Raw genomic sequence first — 18,361 nt, forward strand, 5'->3', positions numbered from 1 at the left:
AATTGACTTTCATTTGAGATAGATGTATTAACCGTAGCATGACTACGACTAAACAAAGTCTGCTAAACAGACTCCACACGCGGCTGGCGCCTGGCACCCCCTTGGTGTCCGAGGATCTGGCTGCCATGGGCATATCCGCAGACTTGGCGGTTCACTACGTTCGTGCTGGCTGGCTTACGCGCCTGGCGCGCGGCGTTTTCTGCAGGCCAAACGATCCACCCGCGCTGCACCCCAGTCTGCTGCTTCTGCAACGCAAGTTCGAAGGGCTTCACGTGGGAGGCAGGTCGGCGCTCGACTGGTACGGGCTGCGTCAATACGTGGCACAGCAGCCGGTACTGCAGCTCTACGGGTGGGCGGCCGGTCGTCTGCCCCCATGGTTCACGGAGAGGTTTCCCGCCGAGTATCACCGAAAGCGAATGTTCGACGAACGGCCCGAAGCGCTTCTTCATGTCGGCCCTTTCGAGCAACGCCGCGAAGCTCCGCGGGTCTCCGCGCCGGAGCGGGCACTGCTGGAACTGCTGAGTGAGGTCGGTGTCAGGCAGACACTGCAGGAAGCCCGCGAGCTGGTAGAAAGCGCCTACTACCTGCGCGCCGATGTGCTGCGCGAACTTCTGCAGCAGTGCACCAGCATCAAGACGGTCCGGCTGTGTCTGCTGCTGGGTGGGGAGGGCTCGCTGCCTTGGATGAGCAAGCTCGATCCGGCCGCGCTTCCGAAAGGCAGCGATCGGCCGTGGGTGGCGCGATCCGCGGAAGGGTTGCTGGTGCTCAAGCCGTGAATGCATTGTATCTCCAGACGGCGAGGATGATGGCGCAGGTCGCGCCGTTGGTATTCGTCGATGACACCTTCGCTCTGAAGGGCGGCACGGCCATCAACCTTTTCGTGCGTGACATGCCCCGTCTGTCTGTGGACCTCGATCTGGTCTTTGCTGACCATTCACTGCCACGAGAGCAGGCGCTGGCTCGTATCAACGAGGCGATCCGCGAAGCCGCCGACAGACTCGTTCGGCGTGGATTTCAGGTGCACATTCCAGAAGCGCAGGCGGGCGAAACCAAGCTGCTGGTACGACGCGACCGGATCGAAGTCAAGGTGGAAGCCAACGTCGTCATGCGCGGGACGGTGCATCCTGTGCGCAGGGTTTCCCTCGTGCATGCCGCCCGCAACCAGTTGCTCGCTGACCTGGAGCTTCCAATGGTGTCGCTGGAGGATCTGTACGGCGGCAAGCTCTGCGCCGCGCTCGATCGTCAACATCCGCGCGACCTCTTCGACGTGATGAAACTCTACGAGCACGAGGGAATCACGCCCGGCATCCGTCGCTCATTCGTCGTCTACCTGGCCTGTGGCAACAGACCCATCCATGAGTTGCTGTTTCCGCAGCTGCGCGACATCCGGCACGACTACGCACACAGCTTTCAGGGAATGACCGAGGAGTCCGTGCCACTGGATGCCTTGACCGCGACAAGGGACAAGATGATCAAGCAGATCCAGCGGGAGCTGGACGACGACGAGCGCCGGTTTCTCCTGTCACTCGTTCGCACGGAGCCCGAATGGCCGCGGCTCGGCATGGCGCACCTTGAGCATCTGCCCGGCTTGCGCTGGAAACTGCAGAACCTGCTGCAGCTGCGCAAGGCCAACGCGTCCAAGTTCGCAGAGCAGGCCGATGCTTTGATCACCGGGTTTGCGAGCGTCAGGTGATGATTCTGCTTTCGCGCCCACCCCCCAGGAAGCCTGCTGCATGGCCATTCGCAATGGCGGCGACGCGGCGGTTTGTGGTGCAACGCGGCCGTCCGCAGGTGAATGCAGGATCGTTCTCGAGGGCATGACCGCCGCCGCCGCGCGTTCCATGGAGAACGTCGGTAGGACGTCCGGGCAAGCGCGAAGGGCCGAGGAGCCGGTCCGGAATGCAGGCGCCGATGGCGAGGGAAGCGGACGAATGGACCTGATTGGCTATGCGGGCATTGCCATTCTGGTGGTTGCCTTGGCCTACGCGTCGTCCTTCTTCAAGGGCACGAGGCTCAGGGGAATGGTCGCTGCCACGTTCTTCCTTCTCAACCTGATGGTTTTTGTCGCGGTCCTGCTGTACGCCATCATTGTCCTGCTGTGCAGAATAGGCGACAGCTGCGCCACCACCAATCTCCTGTTGGTTTACGTCACGATTGCGATTCCTGTTGGGGCAATATTGCTGACGGCAATTTTCATCAGGTACTTGCGATCGGCGACTCGCGCAAGAATGAATGCCGGGATGCTGCTGTTCAATGTGATCGCGCTGGCCACCATTTTCATCTTCAGGATTGGCACTTCGGCCTGAGGCCGTGACTGGCCGAATGGCAGGGGACTGCCTTGATAGGTGCTCGACCGCTGCACCATAATCACCGGCCGCACTGTCCGGAGCACCCATGGCCACCGCCCTCTACAAGCAGCCTGTCCCCGGCCTCGTGGCCTTCGGCGTCGCATTCCTGAGCCAGTGGCTCGGGCACTCCATGTGGGCGCTGTTGCGCGCCTGGTTCGCAGGCGGCCACGAGCTGCCGTCGCTGCTCCTCGGCCTCGTCGGCGCGGTGATGATTGCCCGGAGCCTCGCGCTCGGGGAAGTCGCGGCCACCTGGATGGCCTTCCTCGGCGCCCAGTTCGTCTGGGTCGGCTGGTTCGAACTGACGTTCGAGTTCTACGCGGCGTTCTTCGCCTGGCCGCGCTACGTCGCGGCTCCCGGCCTCGAGGCGGCAGGCAGCGTTACCTTCCTGATCTCGACGCTGCCGATCTTCGCCACCGTGTTCCTCCTCTACGGTTTCTACAACCGGCAGACGAAGTGCAACCTGATCCGCTGGTTCCACCGCAACCTGCGCATGACGCCCGGCATGCCCACCTCCGGCAATGGCCGCAGCATGGGCCGCATCGTCGCGATGGAGACCCTTTTCGTGGTGTGGGCCTGCTACCTCTTCTGGCTTTACGTGTCCTTCATCGGCGCCAACCAGTCCCTGATGGTCGCCGCTTATGCCGGCTGGGCGAGCTGGTTCGGCTACATTTTCTGGAAGCTGCTCAGGTTTCCGAAGGTGGGCCCGGCGTTTCGCTACGGTATTCCCGTGGGTATCGTCGCCTGGGGCCTGATGGAGATGCCGTCCTACATGGGTCTTTACGACGAGGTCTGGTTGAAGCCGGTCGAGTATCCGCTCACGACGATCGTCGTGACGGCGGTCTACGCGGCAGGCATCGTCTACATCGCGAACCCGCCGGACCGGGCGCCCCGCGACGGCTCCGCGCAGACTGCTGCTGTCTGATCGGACGCGTGCGCCTACTGCGGCGGGTCGAGGAATCGGGGCTCGACAGTGCCCTTGAGCTTTGTCATCAGCGGCTGGCCCCGGCGGTCGAGCGCTTTGCCCATCGCCACGCGGATCCAGCCCTCGCTGACGCAGTACTCTTCCACGTCGGTGCGCTCCTTGCCGTTGAAGCGGATGCCGACGCCGCGTGCGAGGAGATCCTCCTTGAAGTGCGGGCTGCGGGGATCCGTGCTCAGCCGGTCGGGTGGGGTGTCGGTCATGGGCAGTACACACATTTCCTTATGACGTGGCGGGCAGCATAGCGCCATTCGGTGCCGCAGCAGCAGAAGCTTGACTGGCCGCCCGGGCAGCGGGCGCTCTGGTCGCTGACCCCGTGCTTCTTGGCCACCTCCGCCACCGGCGCCTTGTCAGCCTCGCGGAGGATCTTGACCATCTGCGCCTCAGTGAACCTCGCCTTCTTCATGACTCCCTCGCAGTGCCAGGGAGCCATCTTCCCAAGAATCAAACGCTCCGAAAATCACCTAGCAGGTCAGTCAGGATTGCAGGCCTTCCGGTGGACCAGTGGCAGCGGCATGGTCGGCCTCGGGGACATTGCCGGCGGCATGCAGGCCTTGTTCGACGTGCTGGTGGCCAACGGCGTCGCCGCGGTGACGGGCTGGACCCTGGTGGAAGCGACGGGCGTCTCCGCCGACGGCGCGTGGGTCACCGGTTATGGAATCAATCCGATGGGGCAGACCGAGGCCTTTGTGCTCAGGTGCCGGTGTTACGGTTTCGGTAACTCGAACACCGCTGTCTTCTTTGGTCCAGGCTGTCGGGGCTGGCGGTTATCGAAACCGTAACACCGGCACCGTTCCCGTAACACCGGCACCGCTCCCACGCGCGGGCTGTGTCCCTGTCGCCGGGACGTTCAACGACAGTGGCTTCGTCATGAACGGGATGGCCTGTCGCCGTCGATGAGCATGCTACGGTTGTGGGCTTGCGCAGCGGGGGCGTAGACTGTAGCGCAGCCAGATTTCAGGCATCGGGCAAGAAAAACATGAAGTATCCTCAGCTGATTCGTGATGCATGCGCAGCCGCGACTGTCGGGTTGCTGACGAGCACGGCGTTTGCGGCGAGCTACAGCATCCAGATCGACGGCTCCGATGCCATCTGGCTCGCCGGCCGGAGCGATCTGGTGATTCCGGCTGCGGATCAGCCCTGGCCCGGTGGCCTGATCAGGCATGGTGGTCCGACCCCGGAGGAAATCCTCGAGACGCTGCCGCCGGGGATCGGCGTCAATGCAGGCGATGTCATCCAGGCGCTCGATCCGGCGATCGGCGGCATCAGTTTCTTCAACGGCTTTGGCGGTACTCTGTTCGGACCGGGCGGCAATGCGCTTTCCGGCAGCAGCCTGACTTCCTTCGGTGGCATCAGCGCGTACCAGGGCCCGCAGGGGCCGCTGGTGGGCGTGTTCCTGAATGACGATGTGCCTGACGGTATCGCGCCGACAGGGCTTGATTTCACACCAGTCGGATTCGGCACGGATTTCCTTGCGCTGTCACCGGACCTGGCGCAGGTCTTCTACATCGGTGATGGCAAGACTTCCGGCGGGGTCTTCCAATCCTTCACTGCACCCGCCGGGGCGACACGGTTGTTTCTCGGTATTCCCGATGGCTTCAACTTCGGCGGCCCACCGGGTGCCTATGACGACAACGATGGCTGGTACAGCGTCCGGATCGGTGTGAACGAGACGCCCGCGGTTCCGCTGCCGGGGGCCATGTGGCTGTTCGGCACCGCATTTGCGCTGTCTGTCAGCGTCGCGCGCCGCCGCGGGGCCTGAATCCGGGCATTCGGCGGCCCGAGCAGGTTGGGCGGAGCCATATGCGGGCTGCCGTCAAACCCGCGCTTCTCTTGATGGCGCTGTCGGCCGTGATCGCCTCGGGTTGCACCCGACGCGAGACCGTGGAGCCCGCCGACACCATCTACTTCGGCGGCAGCATCATCACTGTCGATGCAGCCAATCCTGTAGTCGAGGCCGTTGCCGTCAGGGGCGGGAGGATTGCCGCGGCCGGGTCGCTGGCTGACCTGTCGGCGCGGAACAGGGGTGCATCCACGCGCATGGTCGATCTGGCGGGCAGGACGATGCTGCCGGGCTTCATCGATCCGCACAGCCACCTGATCATGGGCCTGCTGATGGAGGACCAGGCGAACGTCACCGCGCCGCCGGTCGGCCCGGCCGGCACTGCCGGGGAGATCGTCGCCGAACTGCGCAAGTTCGCCGCGGCCCGGGCCAGGAAGCCGGGTGATTTCATCATCGGCTACGGATATGACGACAACCTGCTGCCCGCGGATCACCCGCTGACGAGGCTCGATCTGGATCCGGCGTTCCCGGACAACCCGGTCGTGGTCATTCACGTCTCCGCCCACGGTGCCGTGCTGAACTCGGCGGCACTGAAGCGGTTCAACATCACTGCCGCGACCCGGACGCCGCCCGGTGGCGTCATCGCGCGCCTGCCCGGCAGCCAGGAGCCGAGCGGCCTGCTGATGGAAACCGCCTGGCTGTCGCTGCATGAGCAACTGCCGGCGCTGTCCCGCGACCAGGAGCAGGCGGCGATCGGGTTCGCCCAGGGTCTCTACGCGGCCGCCGGCGTGACCACCGCCCAGGACGGTGCGACGATGGAGGCGCAGGTGGAGACCCTCCAGCGCGCCGCCGATCGTGGTGACCTGTACATCGATGTCGTCTCCTATCCATTCATCGCCGACCTGGACAGGATCCTGGCCAGGCATCCGGCCCCGACATTCGGCAAGTACAACCATCACCTGAAGCTGGGTGGCTGCAAGATCCTCACGGACGGGTCGCCCCAGGGCCGGACTGCCTTCTTCACCACTCCCTACCTGACCGGCGGCCCGGGCGGTGAGCAGGACTGGAGGGGCGAGCCGACCTTCCCGCAGGACATCCTCGACGGCATGTTCAGGCAGTGCTACGGGCACGGCCTGCAGGCCATCGTCCATGCCAATGGCGACGCGGCCATCGACATGGCGCTGGCTGCGCACGAAGCGGCGATCGAGGCCGACCCGGGCAGGGACCGGCGCACGGTCGTCATCCACTCGCAGTTCGTGCGCAGGGACCAGCTGCAGAAATACGCCGACCTGAAGCTGATCCCGTCCTTCTATACCGAGCACACCTTCTTCTTCGGCGAAGCGCATGTGAAGAACCGCGGCCCTGAACAGGCCTCGTTCATCAGCCCGATGAAGACGGCGATCGCCATGGGCCTGAAGCCGACCAACCACACCGACTTCAGCGTGGTGCCGATCGACCAGATGATGGTGCTGTGGTCAGCCGTGAACCGGACCATGCGCAGCGGCCAGGTGCTCGGGCCGGACGAGCGTGTCAGCCCGATGGAAGCGATCAGGGCCATCACCATCAACGCTGCGTACCAGTATTTCGAGGAGGGCAGCAAGGGTTCGATCCACCCGGGCAAGCTCGCCGACCTGGTGATCCTCGACAGGAATCCGCTGACCGTCCCCGTTGACGACATCAGGCATATCAGGGTCGTGGAGACGATCAAGGAAGGCAGGACCATCTACCCGAGGCCGTGATGCGGCCGCCATCGTACACTGTGGGCAACCGCCCTGGCCGACGTGACCGGGCGTCGCCCGGACGGCGGGCAACCGAGGTGAGAAGCGATGGAACTGTCCCTGCTGATGGCGCTGATCCTGCTCAACGGGTTCTTCGCCCTGTCAGAAATCGCGCTGGTGACCGCGCGCAGGGCACGCCTGCGCCCGCAGGCCGAGGCCGGCGACAGGCGCGCCGCCCGCGCGCTCAGGCTCGGCGAGCAGCCGACGCGCTTCCTGTCCACGATCCAGATCGGCATCACCTCCATCGGCGTGCTGAACGGCATCATCGGCGAGGCGCGATTCGCCGGGCCGCTGGCGGAGTGGCTGCAACGGCTCGGCATGCCGGTGGAGGCGAGCCATCCTGGTGCCACCGCTCTCGTCGTCGTGGCCATCACCTACGTGACGATCGTGCTCGGCGAACTCGTGCCCAAACGTCTCGGCCAGATCAATCCGGAGCGGCTCGCCCGCGCGGTCGCCTTGCCGATGGACCTGCTCGCGCGTCTGGCGCGGCCGTTCGTGTTGCTGCTCTCCGCCTCCACCGAGTTCGTGCTGCGCCTGCTGGGTTCCCGGGCGACGAGGGCCGAGGCGGTGACGGAGGAGGAGATTCATGCCCTGATCGAGGAGGGCTCGCGGTCGGGCCTGATCGCCGCGCAGGAGCGCACGATGCTGCGCAATGTTTTCCGGCTGGAGGACAGGCCGGTCACGACCTTGATGACACCACGCTCCGACATCGTGCATCTCGATATCGACTCACCGGCGGCACACAACCTCGCCACCATTCGCGAGTCCGTGCACTCGCGCTTCCTGGTGGGCCGTGACGGCTTCAGCGAGATCATTGGCATCGTCACCGCAAAACAGCTCCTCGCCCAGGCGATCCGCGGCGAGCCGCTCGATCTCACCGCAAACCTGGACCCCGTGGTGTACGTACCAGATTCGATCTCCGGCATGGAACTGCTGGATACCTTCCGCAGCACGCGCGCGCAGCTGGTGGTGGTCATCGACGAGTATGGGCATGTGCGCGGCATCGCCACGCTGCAGGATCTGCTCGAGGCCATCGCCGGGGAGTTCGACGGCGGAGACGCAGACTCGCGCGCGTTCCGCCGTGCAGACGGCTCCTGGCTCCTCGATGGCACGCTGCCGGTGCAGGATGTGCTCGACCATCTCGGTATCCGCATTCCGCCCAGGGACCATGCGGGCAGCTACGAAACGCTGAGCGGACTCGTCATGTACCACCTGGACCGGATGCCGAAGACCGGTGACCGCATCCAGTGGGCTGGCTGGACTCTGGAAATCGTGGACATGGACGGCCGGCGTCTCGACAAGGTGCTGGCGACCCGGGAGATGCAGGAAGGCGGTGGCTGAGGCAGCCCAGGCCTGATCCCGCTCCTGTCAGAGTGGCCAGTCAACCGCTTGTGGCCTTGTCCATGTCGTGCGGGCAGCCGATAATCGCTGCTCACTAGAGCTGGACGTCTGCCGCTTCCGGCAGACAGAAGACTGGAGAAACGGCTTCATGAAATGGGATCCACCTGTAGAAGAATTCACCACGCCCAACCCGCTGACGGCGACGGAAGACATGTCCATTGACAGTCTCCGGGAGCTGATGGAGCAAGGCGGTGTACGACACCTGCCGATCCTGCGCGCAGGCAAAGTGGTGGGGCTGGTGAGCGACCGCGATGTGCGCGTTGCACAGGGGCTCAGTGACGAACACAAGTTCCAGGTCTGCGCTGCGGACATCATGGCCACCGACCCGGTGGCGGTGCTGGCGACGACGCCGCTCGACAAGGTGGCCTACACGATGTCGGATCGCAAGATCGGCAGCGTGATCGTCAACGAGGCCAGCGGTGAGTTCCTCGGTATCTTCACCGTGACCGATGCGCTGAATGCGCTGATCGAGATCAGCCGCGCCCGACGCTGAGAGGCTCGTGCCGGCGGGGGGTCAGTGCACCGGGACGGTGCCCGGCGCCCCCTTGTCCTTCAGGAAGAACACCAGGAACCGGGCCGGGCTGGTGTTGCTGGCGTTGCGCGAAACCGTGTGCACGTCATCGGGTGATTCGTAAAACGTTCCACCCGGCCCGAGCGTCGTTTCCTTTCCGCCTTCCACCTGCATCACGACGGAGCCTTCCAGCACATACACGAACGTGTGCGCGTTGTGCCGGTGGCTGCCCGATGAGGCGCCCGGCGCGTATTCGACCGTGAGCATCTCGACTTCCTTGCCGGGGAAGTCCGCCAGCTCCTTCACTATGAGCGGGATGACAGTCGCATCGGCTGCCGCCTTCTGCGTGGCCGCTGCCTGCGCTGCTGGCGGGTTTGCCGACATGGCCGGGGCTGCGAGGGCGGCGCTCAGGACAAGCAGGAGCGGACAGGCGATGTAGGCTGTCTTCATGATGTCGGTACCTCCCGGAAAAGCGCATCGCGGCAAGCAACAGAGCAGCAACGCATGCCAAGCATGCAGCAGGATACGACGGCCGGCTGGGCGCACGGTTGGGGTGTCAAACCCGGACGCTCGCCGATCAGTCGCCCGGCAAGGGATAGCAGCTGCCCTGTTTCCAGCCAGCCAGGTAGCGCTCCCACTGTGCATCCACCGCGGGAATCGCCGCCGGCGCCAACTTCGTCAACAGGTCGCGGTTCCGTTCCTGGTAGATTTTCGGACCGCCTTCTTCGGGCCACTGCCGCGTGGCATCGATGATGATCTTGCTGGTTCGACCGGATCTGACTGCGCTCGGGTCGAGCGGTATACCCGGCATGTCATCGAGGATCTCGGCAGCGGGGAAGGGCTGCCAGCGCGAGCCGACGGTGTGCATCACCTCGCCGAGATTCGTGCCGTCGACGTCCTCGTCCACGATGACAATGATCTTGGCGGAAATGCTGGTCTGGGCGAGTCGCCTGCCAACCTCCAGCGCCTGGCCGCGCCTCTTCTTGTCGATGGTGACGATGATCCACCCGGTGGCTCCACCCACGGAATCCAGCGCAAGCACGTCGGGAAAGGCCTTTCGTAGCCGGTATAGCGCCAGCGCGTCCATCGGCACCCGGCAGAACCCGGGCGTCACGCCAGTGAACTGGTTGAGGATCCACGGATCCCTGCGATGCGTGACACAGGTGACCCTCATCCAGAAATTCTCTTCCTTCCTGCGGCCGAGGTAGCCGAACATCTCGCCGAAAGGGCCTTCGGGCAGCATCGGCTCCTGCAGCGGCACCTCGCCCTCGATCACCATCTCGGCATGGGCAGGGACCATGTGATCATTGGTTTCGGAACGCACCACCTCGACCGCCCTGCCGCGCAGACCTCCGGTGATGGCCAGCTCATCGTCCCGCATGCCCTTGGTCAGTGCGGACCCGCTCACCACCCACATGATCGGATCCTGCCCCAGCACGATGGAGACCTTCGCCAGCTTTTCCCCGCGTTCGCGCTCGGCCATGAACATCTTCCAGGCCCGCTGGCCGGGCTCCGGATTGACGCCGATCAGCCGTGGTCCGCGCAGCTGGCAACGGTAGGTGCCGAAGTTCATGCCGAGCTCGGGATCCGAGGTGAACACCGAGCCTGTCGTGATGTAACGGCCGCCATCGCCCGGGTTGGACTGGATGAAGGCGAACTGCGTCAGGTCAATCCCGTCACCGCGCAGGATCACCTCCTTGACGGGCGCCCTGCCTGCATCCACCGCCACCGGCGCGATCTGCGGCATCTTGCCACCGTTGCGCTCGAGGATGCCGAGGAAATGTTCTACCGCGGCCCGGTACCCATACCGGTCGGTTGCCTTGCCGGGTTCCACGCCGAGGAGCAGCGACTCCGTCTTCCAGTGCCCCTGGTGGTTGAAGAGCAGCGGGCCCTTGACCCAACGGCCGTCGATCCTGACTTCGTCCGCGAGCACCGCCGGCGCGCCGAACCAGCCGAACCTGTCCACAAGCCGGTAGGCGAGGGCGGTGACCTCATAGGCGTCCTGATCCAGGCGCCCGACGCGCATGAGCAGGCCGTGATCGTCCAATGCGGCGATCCAGTCCCGGAAGCTGTCATACGGGAAGGATGTTCCGGAGCCCGTCCGCATGCCGTCTTTTCGCGTTGCAGTCATGGGGGCGTCCTTCGCGGTCTCCGCAGCCAGCACAGGGAGGCCGGCTGCGGAGGCTGCCAGGCCGGCTGCCGACGACAGGAGCGTGCGTCGGTCGAGCTGGGGCGAAGCGTCATCCGGAACAGTCATTGGCGCCTCCCGGTGTCAGCGCACCGCATTGCCGAAACGCACCCGAGCAGTGAGGCCCCAGGTCCGCAGATTGGGCAGGTTGATCGTCTCGCGCAGTGGCGGGAAGTCGCCGAGCGAGCTGGTCGGCGGGTTGTTGTGCGAATAGATGTCCTGGGTGTTGCTGCGGAAAATGTCACGGTATGCGCCGATCGGCTTGCTGAAGCCGAAGAGGTTGTCGACGAAGGCCTCGACGGTGTACCGGCCGGATTCCAGGCCGAGACGCAGGTTGACGAAGGTGGAGGGCGGTATCCAGTTCTGGTTGTCACTGCCCGTGTACCACCTGTCCCGCCAGCTCACGTCCGTACGGCCATATACGTCCCAGTCATCGACCAGCTGATGGCGGTACTGCAGTGTGGCGTTTGCCGTCCACGGCGAAACCCGCAGCTGATCCTGGCCGGAGATGTCACCGGATGCGGCTGCGCAGGCGTTGACCTTGGGGGCTCGTTCATTGACGGGCGCAATGGGCAGGGCGTAGATCGCTTCCGGCGAACAGCTCGGATCCGTGGTGTAGAAGCTGGGAAAGAACTGGTAGGAGGCCTGTTTCGCGCTGTCCCAGGTGGAGTCGGTATAGGAGACGCCGAGGCTCGCGCTCCACTCCTCGCTGATCAGCAGGTCGGCCTGCAGTTCCCAGCCCCACACGGTGGCATCACCGGTGTTGCGCATCAGCGTGATGGTCTCCGCCGTGCCCTTGAGGACGCCATCCGTCGGGTCCACATATTCCGTCAGCACCTGTGGAAGGACGATGTCCGTCCAGTCGATGCGGTAGACCGAGAGATCGATGCCCAGGCGGCGGTCGGCCGTGCGCCCCTTGATGCCCGCCTCGACTGTCCAGTTCTTTTCCGGATCGTAGGGCTCGACGACGGGTATGGCGGGTCCGCTGACTTGCGTGACGGGATCGATGAACTTCGGCTTCTCGCCAGCGAAGCCTCCGCTCTTGCTGGCATTGGCCAGTGAGGTGTAGACCAGCCAGCCGCTGTCCGTCTTGTAGTCCAGTGTCAGGCGTCCGCTGATCCAATCCCAGTTGTCCTGGGATTTCAGGTGAGCTTCGCTGCGCCGCGGGTATATCCCCTGATGCTGATACTGCAGCTCCGGAACGATCCACTGCCGGTATTCCTTCGACTCCCACGTGTAGCGCAGCTCGCCCCGCAACGTCCAGCGTTCAAGGAAATCCAGTTCCGCAGAGGTGAAGGTGGCCCAGGAGCGTGTCTGCGTGATGGACTCGATCTGGTTGTTGTTGTAGCCCGGATCGGTGATGAACAGGCCGTTGCCAAACGGTGCCAGGTACCGGCCGGGTCCCATTGGCTGGCAGGGACAGAAGGCGCCGGAGCCGATGCCGTAGTTGGGATCCAGCGGATCGGAGATGGTCGGCGGCCGGAGGTCGTCCGGAAGGGGACTGGTGAGGAAGGCCTGGAAACCCAGGTCCTCGAAGCGCACGTTGTAGTAGTAAGCGCCAGCGGACCAGCGAAATGACCTGTCGCGTGGGCTGGAAAAGCGCAGCTCCTGGCTGAATTCCCGGTCCTCGGTACCGGGTTCGCGGTTGATGATGCCGCTGTAAAACCGCTTGAGTGGCGTGGGTGTATTGTTGTTGTTGCAGCTGGGCGACTGCCAGACCCCGATGCAGTAGACCAGTGGGGTATTGTTGCCGAGGCGGCCGAAGTCGACGATGGCATCCCATTTGGTGTCGACGTAGCCGGTCAGCGCACTGACCGTGCCCGCGGACACAGTCCAGTCCACGTTCAGGCTGCTGCGGAAAACTTCGCGGTTCTCGCCTCCCGAACCCAGGGCCATCGGCAGGTCATTGCCCGACCAGACCATGGGGATCTCCCCGCAATAGTTGCTCATGATCGGGCTGTTGTACGGCACTCCGGCCGCGTTGCGGAGCTTCGGGTTGTGGATGGATGCATCCTCGCAGTTCGACTGTATCGCGGCGGCCGCAACCTGCGAGATGTCGTCGTTGGAGTAATAGACTTTGGCCAGGACGTCGAGCGTGTCGACGGGGGTCCACAGCAGACTGCCCTGCACCGAGCGATAGGTCTGCCCACCGACGTCCTGGTCATACAGCGTATCGTCGTAGGAGCCATCCCAGCCGTCGTAGCTGAGGCCAATGCGGCCCTTGAGCGTGCCGGCGATGATCGGTCCGCTGACCGAGCCGCTTGCCGCGAACTTGCCGCGATTGCCCGCGGTCAGTGCGCTGTTGGCCTCGAAGCTGTCGCTTGGACGCTTGGTGATGAAGTTGATCGCCCCGCTGAAGGAGTTGCGGCCATAGAGCGCGCTCTGCGGACCCTTGACGACCTCGATGCGCTCGATGTCGAGCTGGCTGAAGTTCAGGCCTTCGCGTGCCGAGACGTAGATGCCGTCGACAAAGATGGCGGCATTGGTTTCCCGAGCCTTGATCTCGGTGGGTGCAACACCGCGGATGATCGGGGTAGCCAGGTATCCGGCGGCTGCATAGAACTGCAGGCCGGGTGTCATGTTGGCGATATCGGTGAGGTCGTTGAGGCCGGCCGACTCGATCGATTGCTCGCTGAACGCGGTGATTGCCAGCGGCACATCCGCCAGCCGTTCGTCGATCTTGCGGGCCGTGACGACTATCTCGTCGATTCCGGTGCCCGGGCTCGCGGCGGAAACCTGCAACGGCAGCTGCAGAGCGACTACCGCGCAGGCAATGCGCCGGGCGACACCGCGGCAGGCGTGCGGGCGCCGATACCCCTTCGTTCTCCGGACAACCATGATGCGAGTCCCCCCAATGCGTATTGCGGTGAGTCCCCGGCGGGCGGCAATCTGGTGTTCTGGTGCAGAGTAAAGGTTAGTTGTAGCAGGACGTCCCGGCGGTTCGACCGCGGGAACAATCTCCCGGCAACGATCCCGGGAGTCAAGCAAGGCTCCGGGCTGCGGTCGTGGTTGTTCATCTGGTGGTCGCGCACGACAGACAGGCTGGTCTGGCGGATCGCGCCTGCCCTAATGTCGGATCGATCCCGGCGGAGGTTGCAGGGCCGGGGCAGCTTGCCTGCGTGCCGGTGGCGGTCACCAGGAGAAGGTCCGTGCCGTACGTCAACATCAAGATCACCGACGAGGGCGCTACCGCCGAGCAGAAGGCCCGGCTGATCGCGGGTGTCACCGCCCTGCTGGCCGAGGTGCTCGGGAAGAATCCGGCGACGACCATGGTGGTGATCGACGAGGTGCCCACTGACAACTGGGGACTCGGTGGCGAGCCGGTGACGTCGCGCCGAAGACGCGGCTTGTAATCGGTCCACGAACCCGGACAGCGACATGTCCACCACGGCGCCCACGGACTCCCAAGGCACCTTCAGGCGGTTGTTCTACCGCCCGCCATTCGTCGGCATGCTGGCCTTCTTCGTGGTGTTCATCATGCAGGGCCTCGGCCATACGCAGATGGTCCTGATGGAGAAGGTGTTCCACGCCGGGGTCTACACCTCGGCATTCATCCTCGGCCTCATCGGCGCCGCCTGCCTGTGGATCGCCATGCGCAGCGAGAGTGAAGTGACCGCGACCTGGCTGGGTTTTTTCGCGGGCACCTGCCTGTGGACCGGCTGGGTGGAGTTCACCTACGTCTGGTCCGCAAAGGTGCTGCTGAACGTGCCCGACCTCATGGACAAGTACAGCCCCGGGGAGATCGCCACCAAGGGCGAGTACCTGGTCATGATGTCATCGGCCGGCGTGCTGCTGGCGACGCTGATGCCGCTGCTGATGAACCGCGAGACCAAGTGCAACATGTTCCAGTGGTTCCAGCGCCGCCTCGGCCTGCGCACCGGCAGGCCCAGCCACGGCTACGAGCGCAACTTCGGCTACATCACCGCGCTCGAGACGCTCTACATCCTCTGGTTCCTCTACCTCGTGCTGCTCTTCATCTACGACGACAACATCCTCGGCGATCGTCATCCGGTGACCTACGGCATCTTCTTCGCCGGAGGCGTGTGGTCGCTGTACCTGCTGAACCGCCTGCGTCAGATGTGGAAGGTGACGACCGCCATCCGCTACGCGATCCCGACGGCGCTCATCGCCTACAGCACCTACGAAATCGCCGGCCGCTGGCACCTGTACACGGACATCTGGGTGGAGCCGGGCAGGTACTGGCTGGAGCTGAGCCTGTTCCTCGGTGCCATGGTCGTCGGCGCCGCGGTGGCGGTGCTCACTCCGGCTCATCACAAGGCGAAGCTCGACAGACAGGGCCAGCTGAAGCGGGGGTGAAGGCCAGAGGCGCGGCCCTGTACGGAGGGCCGGTCGGAGGTGGCCGCGATACTTCCGGGAGGGGGGACACATGGGAATGGACTGGAATTGCGCCCGGACGGTCCTGTTGGGGCTGGCAGCAGCAGTCGCCTGCCAGGCTGCGCGCGCACAGGCCATCGAGGAAATCGTCGTCACCGCGCGGCGCCAGGGTGAAGAGAAGCTCATGGAGACGCCGCTGGCGATCACCGCCTTCGACGCCAATGCCATCGAGTCCAGGGGTATCAGCAACCTCCAGGACGTGGCCAATCTGACCCCGGGCCTCTCTTTCTTCAATCCGCTCGGTGAGGTGCTGCCAACCCCGGTGATCCGCGGCGTGGTGCCCCAGGACATCTTCGGGGAGAACGCGGCGGCGGTGTTCATCGACGGCGTCTACGTGTCAGGACGCGAGGGGCTGAATTTCAGCCAGCTTGATATCGAGCGCATCGAGGTCCTGAAGGGCCCGCAGAGTTCCGCCTACGGGCGCAATGCCTTCAGTGGCGCGATCAACTATGTCACCAAGGTACCCAGCGACGTGTTCGAGGCGAAGGTCGAGGGCGAGGTCGGCAACCGGGGCAAGCAGAAGATCATGGGACAGGTCAGTGGCCCGATCTGGGGCGAGACGCTGACCGGTCGGGTATCGCTCCTCTACGACGACTGGGACGGCTCCTACGACAACACCGCCTCGTGGCGCGATATCGGCGGCTACCGCTACCGCAGCTACCAGGGAAAGCTGCGCTGGCGGCCGGCGGACAGCCTCGATGTCAACTGGGCCATCTATCATTCGAATGACGAGATCGATGACTTCGCGGTGGCGAGCCTGCTCGCCAACTGCGAGCCCAAGGTGCTGCAGACCGTCGACAACGTGGCCGCCAGCTCCCAGCCACGACTGCAGAACTGGTGCGGCCGGCTGCCGAAGCTGGAGGAGCTGCCCGATGCCCTGGATCCGGCCACCTTCGACGACACGCGGTATCCCGGCCCGCTGCCGCTGGCCGGGTCGATCCGCCGCGACGCGCTCCCGCACATTGCCGAGACCTTCGGTCAGAAACGCGACGTGACCCGGAGCAACCTCAATATCAGCTGGGAGGCCGGCTACGGCACCCTCAGCTCGCTGACGGGGTATTCCTACCTGAGGGAAATGGAGGATCAGGATTTCAACCACAGCACGGGCTACGGCACGCCGCTGGTGGTTTGCCCGTCCACTTCGAATCTCGACCCGCCGGCCTGCGACGTGACCCAGCCGTGGCGCCGCATTCCGATCGGGGTCGAGGACTACGAGGCGGGGCCCCGGGTGGAGGAGTGGAGCCAGGAGTTGCGCTTCACCAGCCCGCGCGACCAGCGCCTGCGCTGGCAGGCCGGCGGGTACTTCTACCATTCGGTGACCGAGGACCACAAGCAGGGTCTGCTGCAGAATCACACCGCGGATCCGCTGCCCGACTGGTTCGACATCAGCCCCACGGGCGGTACCGCGATCGGCCCTGTGGCGCTGCCAACCAATCTGGCGATCGGCAGCTACATCTTCGGCGGCAGCTTCTATCCGTTTGGCGGCATGGATCCGCTCGAGCGTTTCAACACCAAGGAGCAGCAGAAGTCCTGGTCGCTCTTCGGCAGCCTCGATTACGACATCACCGATCAGCTCAAGGGGCGCATCGAGCTGCGCCACACGGTGGAACACCGCTGGGCGGACGGCTACAACTATACCCCCTGCCTGTCGCCGACCCCGGGCAGCGCCTATCCGGCATCGACCGACCTGCCTGTCGCCGACTGCGGCAATGCCTACTACGACCTGCGCGTCCTCGACCCCGTCGGCTATGACAGCTGGGTCAAGGATGCGGAGTACTGCAGTCCGTCGGGCGCTCCCAGGCCCGCGGACTGCAATGGCGACTACCGGCTCACCCACGTTGCGGGAGTCGAAGGGGGCAGTGCCCGCTTCGACAACACCACCGGGCGTATCGGCCTCGACTACAAGCTCGATAGCGGCTGGATGGTCTATGGCTCCATCGCCTACGCCGAGAAGCCGGGCGGCATCCGCATCCTGCCCTCGATGGAGGTGATCGACCCCACGGGTGGCGTCAAGCTGAGCACGGTGGTGAACCGCTTCGATCCCGAGAAGATGACCGCCTACGAGTTCGGCGTGAAGGGCTACACACCCGACCGGCGCATCCGCTTCGACCTGGCGATGTTCTTCAACGACTGGCGGGACGTGGTGCTGCGCCAGCTGACCGAGGTCGATCCGGTCACGGGTCTGCAGTTCCGCCAGCCGCAGGGACTGAACGTCAACTCGGGCGATGCCCACGTATTCGGCTGGGAGCTGACTACCGATGTCGGCCTGACCGAGAACCTGAGCGGGCGGCTGACCGTCGGCTACACCGATTCGAAGATGGTCAGCGGCAAGCTCGACAGTTTTTCGCTGTTCCCCAGCTTCTACACCACCGACCCGAATTGCGCCCCGGCACAGATCCAGACCATTCCCGACCCGACTCCGGGGCCACCGCCGAACACCAACGAGGCCCAGGCGGCGGTGGCCAGCCATTGCCAGTCACTCTCGGGCGACATCTCGGGCAAGACCCAGATGCGCCAGCCCCCATGGACAGCCAGCCTGTCGCTCGACTACAGACGCCAGCTGTTCGGGGATTGGGACCTCGTCTCGAGCCTCTCGGGCAATTTCATCGACAGGATATACCTCGGCAATGACAACCAGGGCTGGGCACCGTCTCGGACCGTGGCCAACTTCAGCATCGGCATGACCTCGCCGCGCTATACGGTGCAGCTGTGGGTGCGCAACCTGTTCGACGACGACAAGCCGCTGTCGGCTTTCCGTGACATCCTCTGGACCAACGATTCGGACATCCATGCGAGCGTGCCGACGGGAACCGGCAGCATCCGCAACATCTCGACCTTCGACGACTTCCCGCCGTTGCGCATGAGCGTCAACTATCCCAGCCTGCGCACCTGGGGATTGACGGCACGCATGCGCTTCGGTGGCAGCCAGAAATAGGCAGTGAATTGCGTTTCCTGGAGGATCTCGCCGGGGGGGGGGC

Annotated in this window: 16 protein-coding genes and 1 pseudogene; 12 read left to right on the forward strand and 5 right to left on the reverse strand. The window is 64.6% G+C overall.

What is annotated here, in order from left to right; translation table 11 throughout:
• Nucleotides 1–38: 38 nt before the first annotated feature.
• The 4 genes from HRU81_02910 to HRU81_02925 all read left to right on the forward strand — a co-directional run bounded on the left by HRU81_02910 (nucleotide 39) and on the right by HRU81_02925 (nucleotide 3,270).
• On the forward strand, nucleotides 39–776 hold the full coding sequence (locus tag HRU81_02910; protein ID QOJ31142.1) for a type IV toxin-antitoxin system AbiEi family antitoxin domain-containing protein: 738 nt from the start codon (nucleotides 39–41) through the stop codon (nucleotides 774–776).
• Nucleotides 773–1,693 (forward strand): nucleotidyl transferase AbiEii/AbiGii toxin family protein, encoded by a 921-nt coding sequence (locus HRU81_02915; GenBank protein QOJ33256.1) that lies wholly within the window; start codon nucleotides 773–775, stop codon nucleotides 1,691–1,693. Before HRU81_02910 ends, HRU81_02915 begins: the two co-directional genes overlap by 4 nt.
• A gap of 40 nt (nucleotides 1,694–1,733) precedes the next feature.
• Nucleotides 1,734–2,306: a hypothetical protein gene (locus HRU81_02920; protein ID QOJ31143.1), complete on the forward strand. Its 573-nt coding sequence runs from the start codon at nucleotides 1,734–1,736 to the stop codon at nucleotides 2,304–2,306.
• Between the two features lie 88 nt (nucleotides 2,307–2,394).
• Nucleotides 2,395–3,270, forward strand: a complete 876-nt coding sequence (locus tag HRU81_02925; protein QOJ31144.1) for a hypothetical protein — start codon at nucleotides 2,395–2,397, stop codon at nucleotides 3,268–3,270.
• A gap of 14 nt (nucleotides 3,271–3,284) precedes the next feature.
• Here HRU81_02925 and HRU81_02930 read toward each other — a convergent pair whose 3' ends face one another.
• Both HRU81_02930 and HRU81_02935 read right to left on the reverse strand, forming a co-directional pair.
• Complete coding sequence (locus HRU81_02930; protein QOJ31145.1) at nucleotides 3,285–3,530, reverse strand: DUF3297 family protein; 246 nt, start codon at nucleotides 3,528–3,530, stop codon at nucleotides 3,285–3,287.
• 95 nt (nucleotides 3,531–3,625) lie between these two features.
• Nucleotides 3,626–3,733 (reverse strand): annotated as a pseudogene (locus HRU81_02935) (transposase).
• Here HRU81_02935 and HRU81_02940 point away from each other — a divergent pair.
• The 5 genes from HRU81_02940 (at nucleotide 3,714) to HRU81_02960 (ending at nucleotide 8,782) form a co-directional block, all read left to right on the forward strand.
• Nucleotides 3,714–4,109 (forward strand): hypothetical protein, encoded by a 396-nt coding sequence (locus HRU81_02940; protein QOJ31146.1) that lies wholly within the window; start codon nucleotides 3,714–3,716, stop codon nucleotides 4,107–4,109. The pseudogene HRU81_02935 and the gene HRU81_02940 overlap by 20 nt on opposite strands.
• A gap of 197 nt (nucleotides 4,110–4,306) precedes the next feature.
• Entirely contained in the window at nucleotides 4,307–5,089 is a 783-nt protein-coding gene (locus HRU81_02945) for a PEP-CTERM sorting domain-containing protein (GenBank protein QOJ31147.1), read from the forward strand.
• A gap of 74 nt (nucleotides 5,090–5,163) precedes the next feature.
• Nucleotides 5,164–6,849, forward strand: coding sequence for an amidohydrolase (locus HRU81_02950; protein QOJ31148.1), 1,686 nt, complete (start codon nucleotides 5,164–5,166; stop codon nucleotides 6,847–6,849).
• Between the two features lie 87 nt (nucleotides 6,850–6,936).
• Nucleotides 6,937–8,229, forward strand: a complete 1,293-nt coding sequence (locus HRU81_02955; GenBank protein QOJ31149.1) for an HlyC/CorC family transporter — start codon at nucleotides 6,937–6,939, stop codon at nucleotides 8,227–8,229.
• A 148-nt stretch (nucleotides 8,230–8,377) separates the two neighbouring features.
• Nucleotides 8,378–8,782, forward strand: a complete 405-nt coding sequence (locus HRU81_02960; GenBank protein ID QOJ31150.1) for a CBS domain-containing protein — start codon at nucleotides 8,378–8,380, stop codon at nucleotides 8,780–8,782.
• Nucleotides 8,783–8,803: 21 nt separating this feature from the next.
• Here the strand turns inward: HRU81_02960 and HRU81_02965 are convergent, their stop codons facing one another.
• The 3 genes from HRU81_02965 to HRU81_02975 all read right to left on the reverse strand — a co-directional run bounded on the left by HRU81_02965 (nucleotide 8,804) and on the right by HRU81_02975 (nucleotide 13,826).
• On the reverse strand, nucleotides 8,804–9,184 hold the full coding sequence (locus HRU81_02965) for a cupin domain-containing protein (GenBank protein QOJ33257.1): 381 nt from the start codon (nucleotides 9,182–9,184) through the stop codon (nucleotides 8,804–8,806).
• A gap of 193 nt (nucleotides 9,185–9,377) precedes the next feature.
• Complete coding sequence (locus tag HRU81_02970; GenBank protein ID QOJ31151.1) at nucleotides 9,378–10,907, reverse strand: UbiD family decarboxylase; 1,530 nt, start codon at nucleotides 10,905–10,907, stop codon at nucleotides 9,378–9,380.
• A gap of 165 nt (nucleotides 10,908–11,072) precedes the next feature.
• Nucleotides 11,073–13,826, reverse strand: coding sequence for a TonB-dependent receptor (locus HRU81_02975; GenBank protein ID QOJ31152.1), 2,754 nt, complete (start codon nucleotides 13,824–13,826; stop codon nucleotides 11,073–11,075).
• A gap of 242 nt (nucleotides 13,827–14,068) precedes the next feature.
• Here HRU81_02975 and HRU81_02980 point away from each other — a divergent pair, with 242 nt between their 5' ends.
• The 3 genes from HRU81_02980 (at nucleotide 14,069) to HRU81_02990 (ending at nucleotide 18,318) form a co-directional block, all read left to right on the forward strand.
• Nucleotides 14,069–14,341 carry a 4-oxalocrotonate tautomerase family protein gene (locus tag HRU81_02980; GenBank protein ID QOJ33258.1) on the forward strand — a complete coding sequence of 91 codons (273 nt, stop codon included), beginning with the start codon at nucleotides 14,069–14,071 and terminating at the stop codon, nucleotides 14,339–14,341.
• A gap of 25 nt (nucleotides 14,342–14,366) precedes the next feature.
• Nucleotides 14,367–15,305 carry a hypothetical protein gene (locus tag HRU81_02985; GenBank protein QOJ31153.1) on the forward strand — a complete coding sequence of 313 codons (939 nt, stop codon included), beginning with the start codon at nucleotides 14,367–14,369 and terminating at the stop codon, nucleotides 15,303–15,305.
• A 76-nt stretch (nucleotides 15,306–15,381) separates the two neighbouring features.
• Nucleotides 15,382–18,318, forward strand: coding sequence for a TonB-dependent receptor (locus HRU81_02990; GenBank protein ID QOJ31154.1), 2,937 nt, complete (start codon nucleotides 15,382–15,384; stop codon nucleotides 18,316–18,318).
• The last annotated feature ends 43 nt before the right edge of the window (nucleotides 18,319–18,361 follow it).

The organism is Gammaproteobacteria bacterium, assembly GCA_015709695.1.
GTDB lineage: Bacteria > Pseudomonadota > Gammaproteobacteria > Steroidobacterales.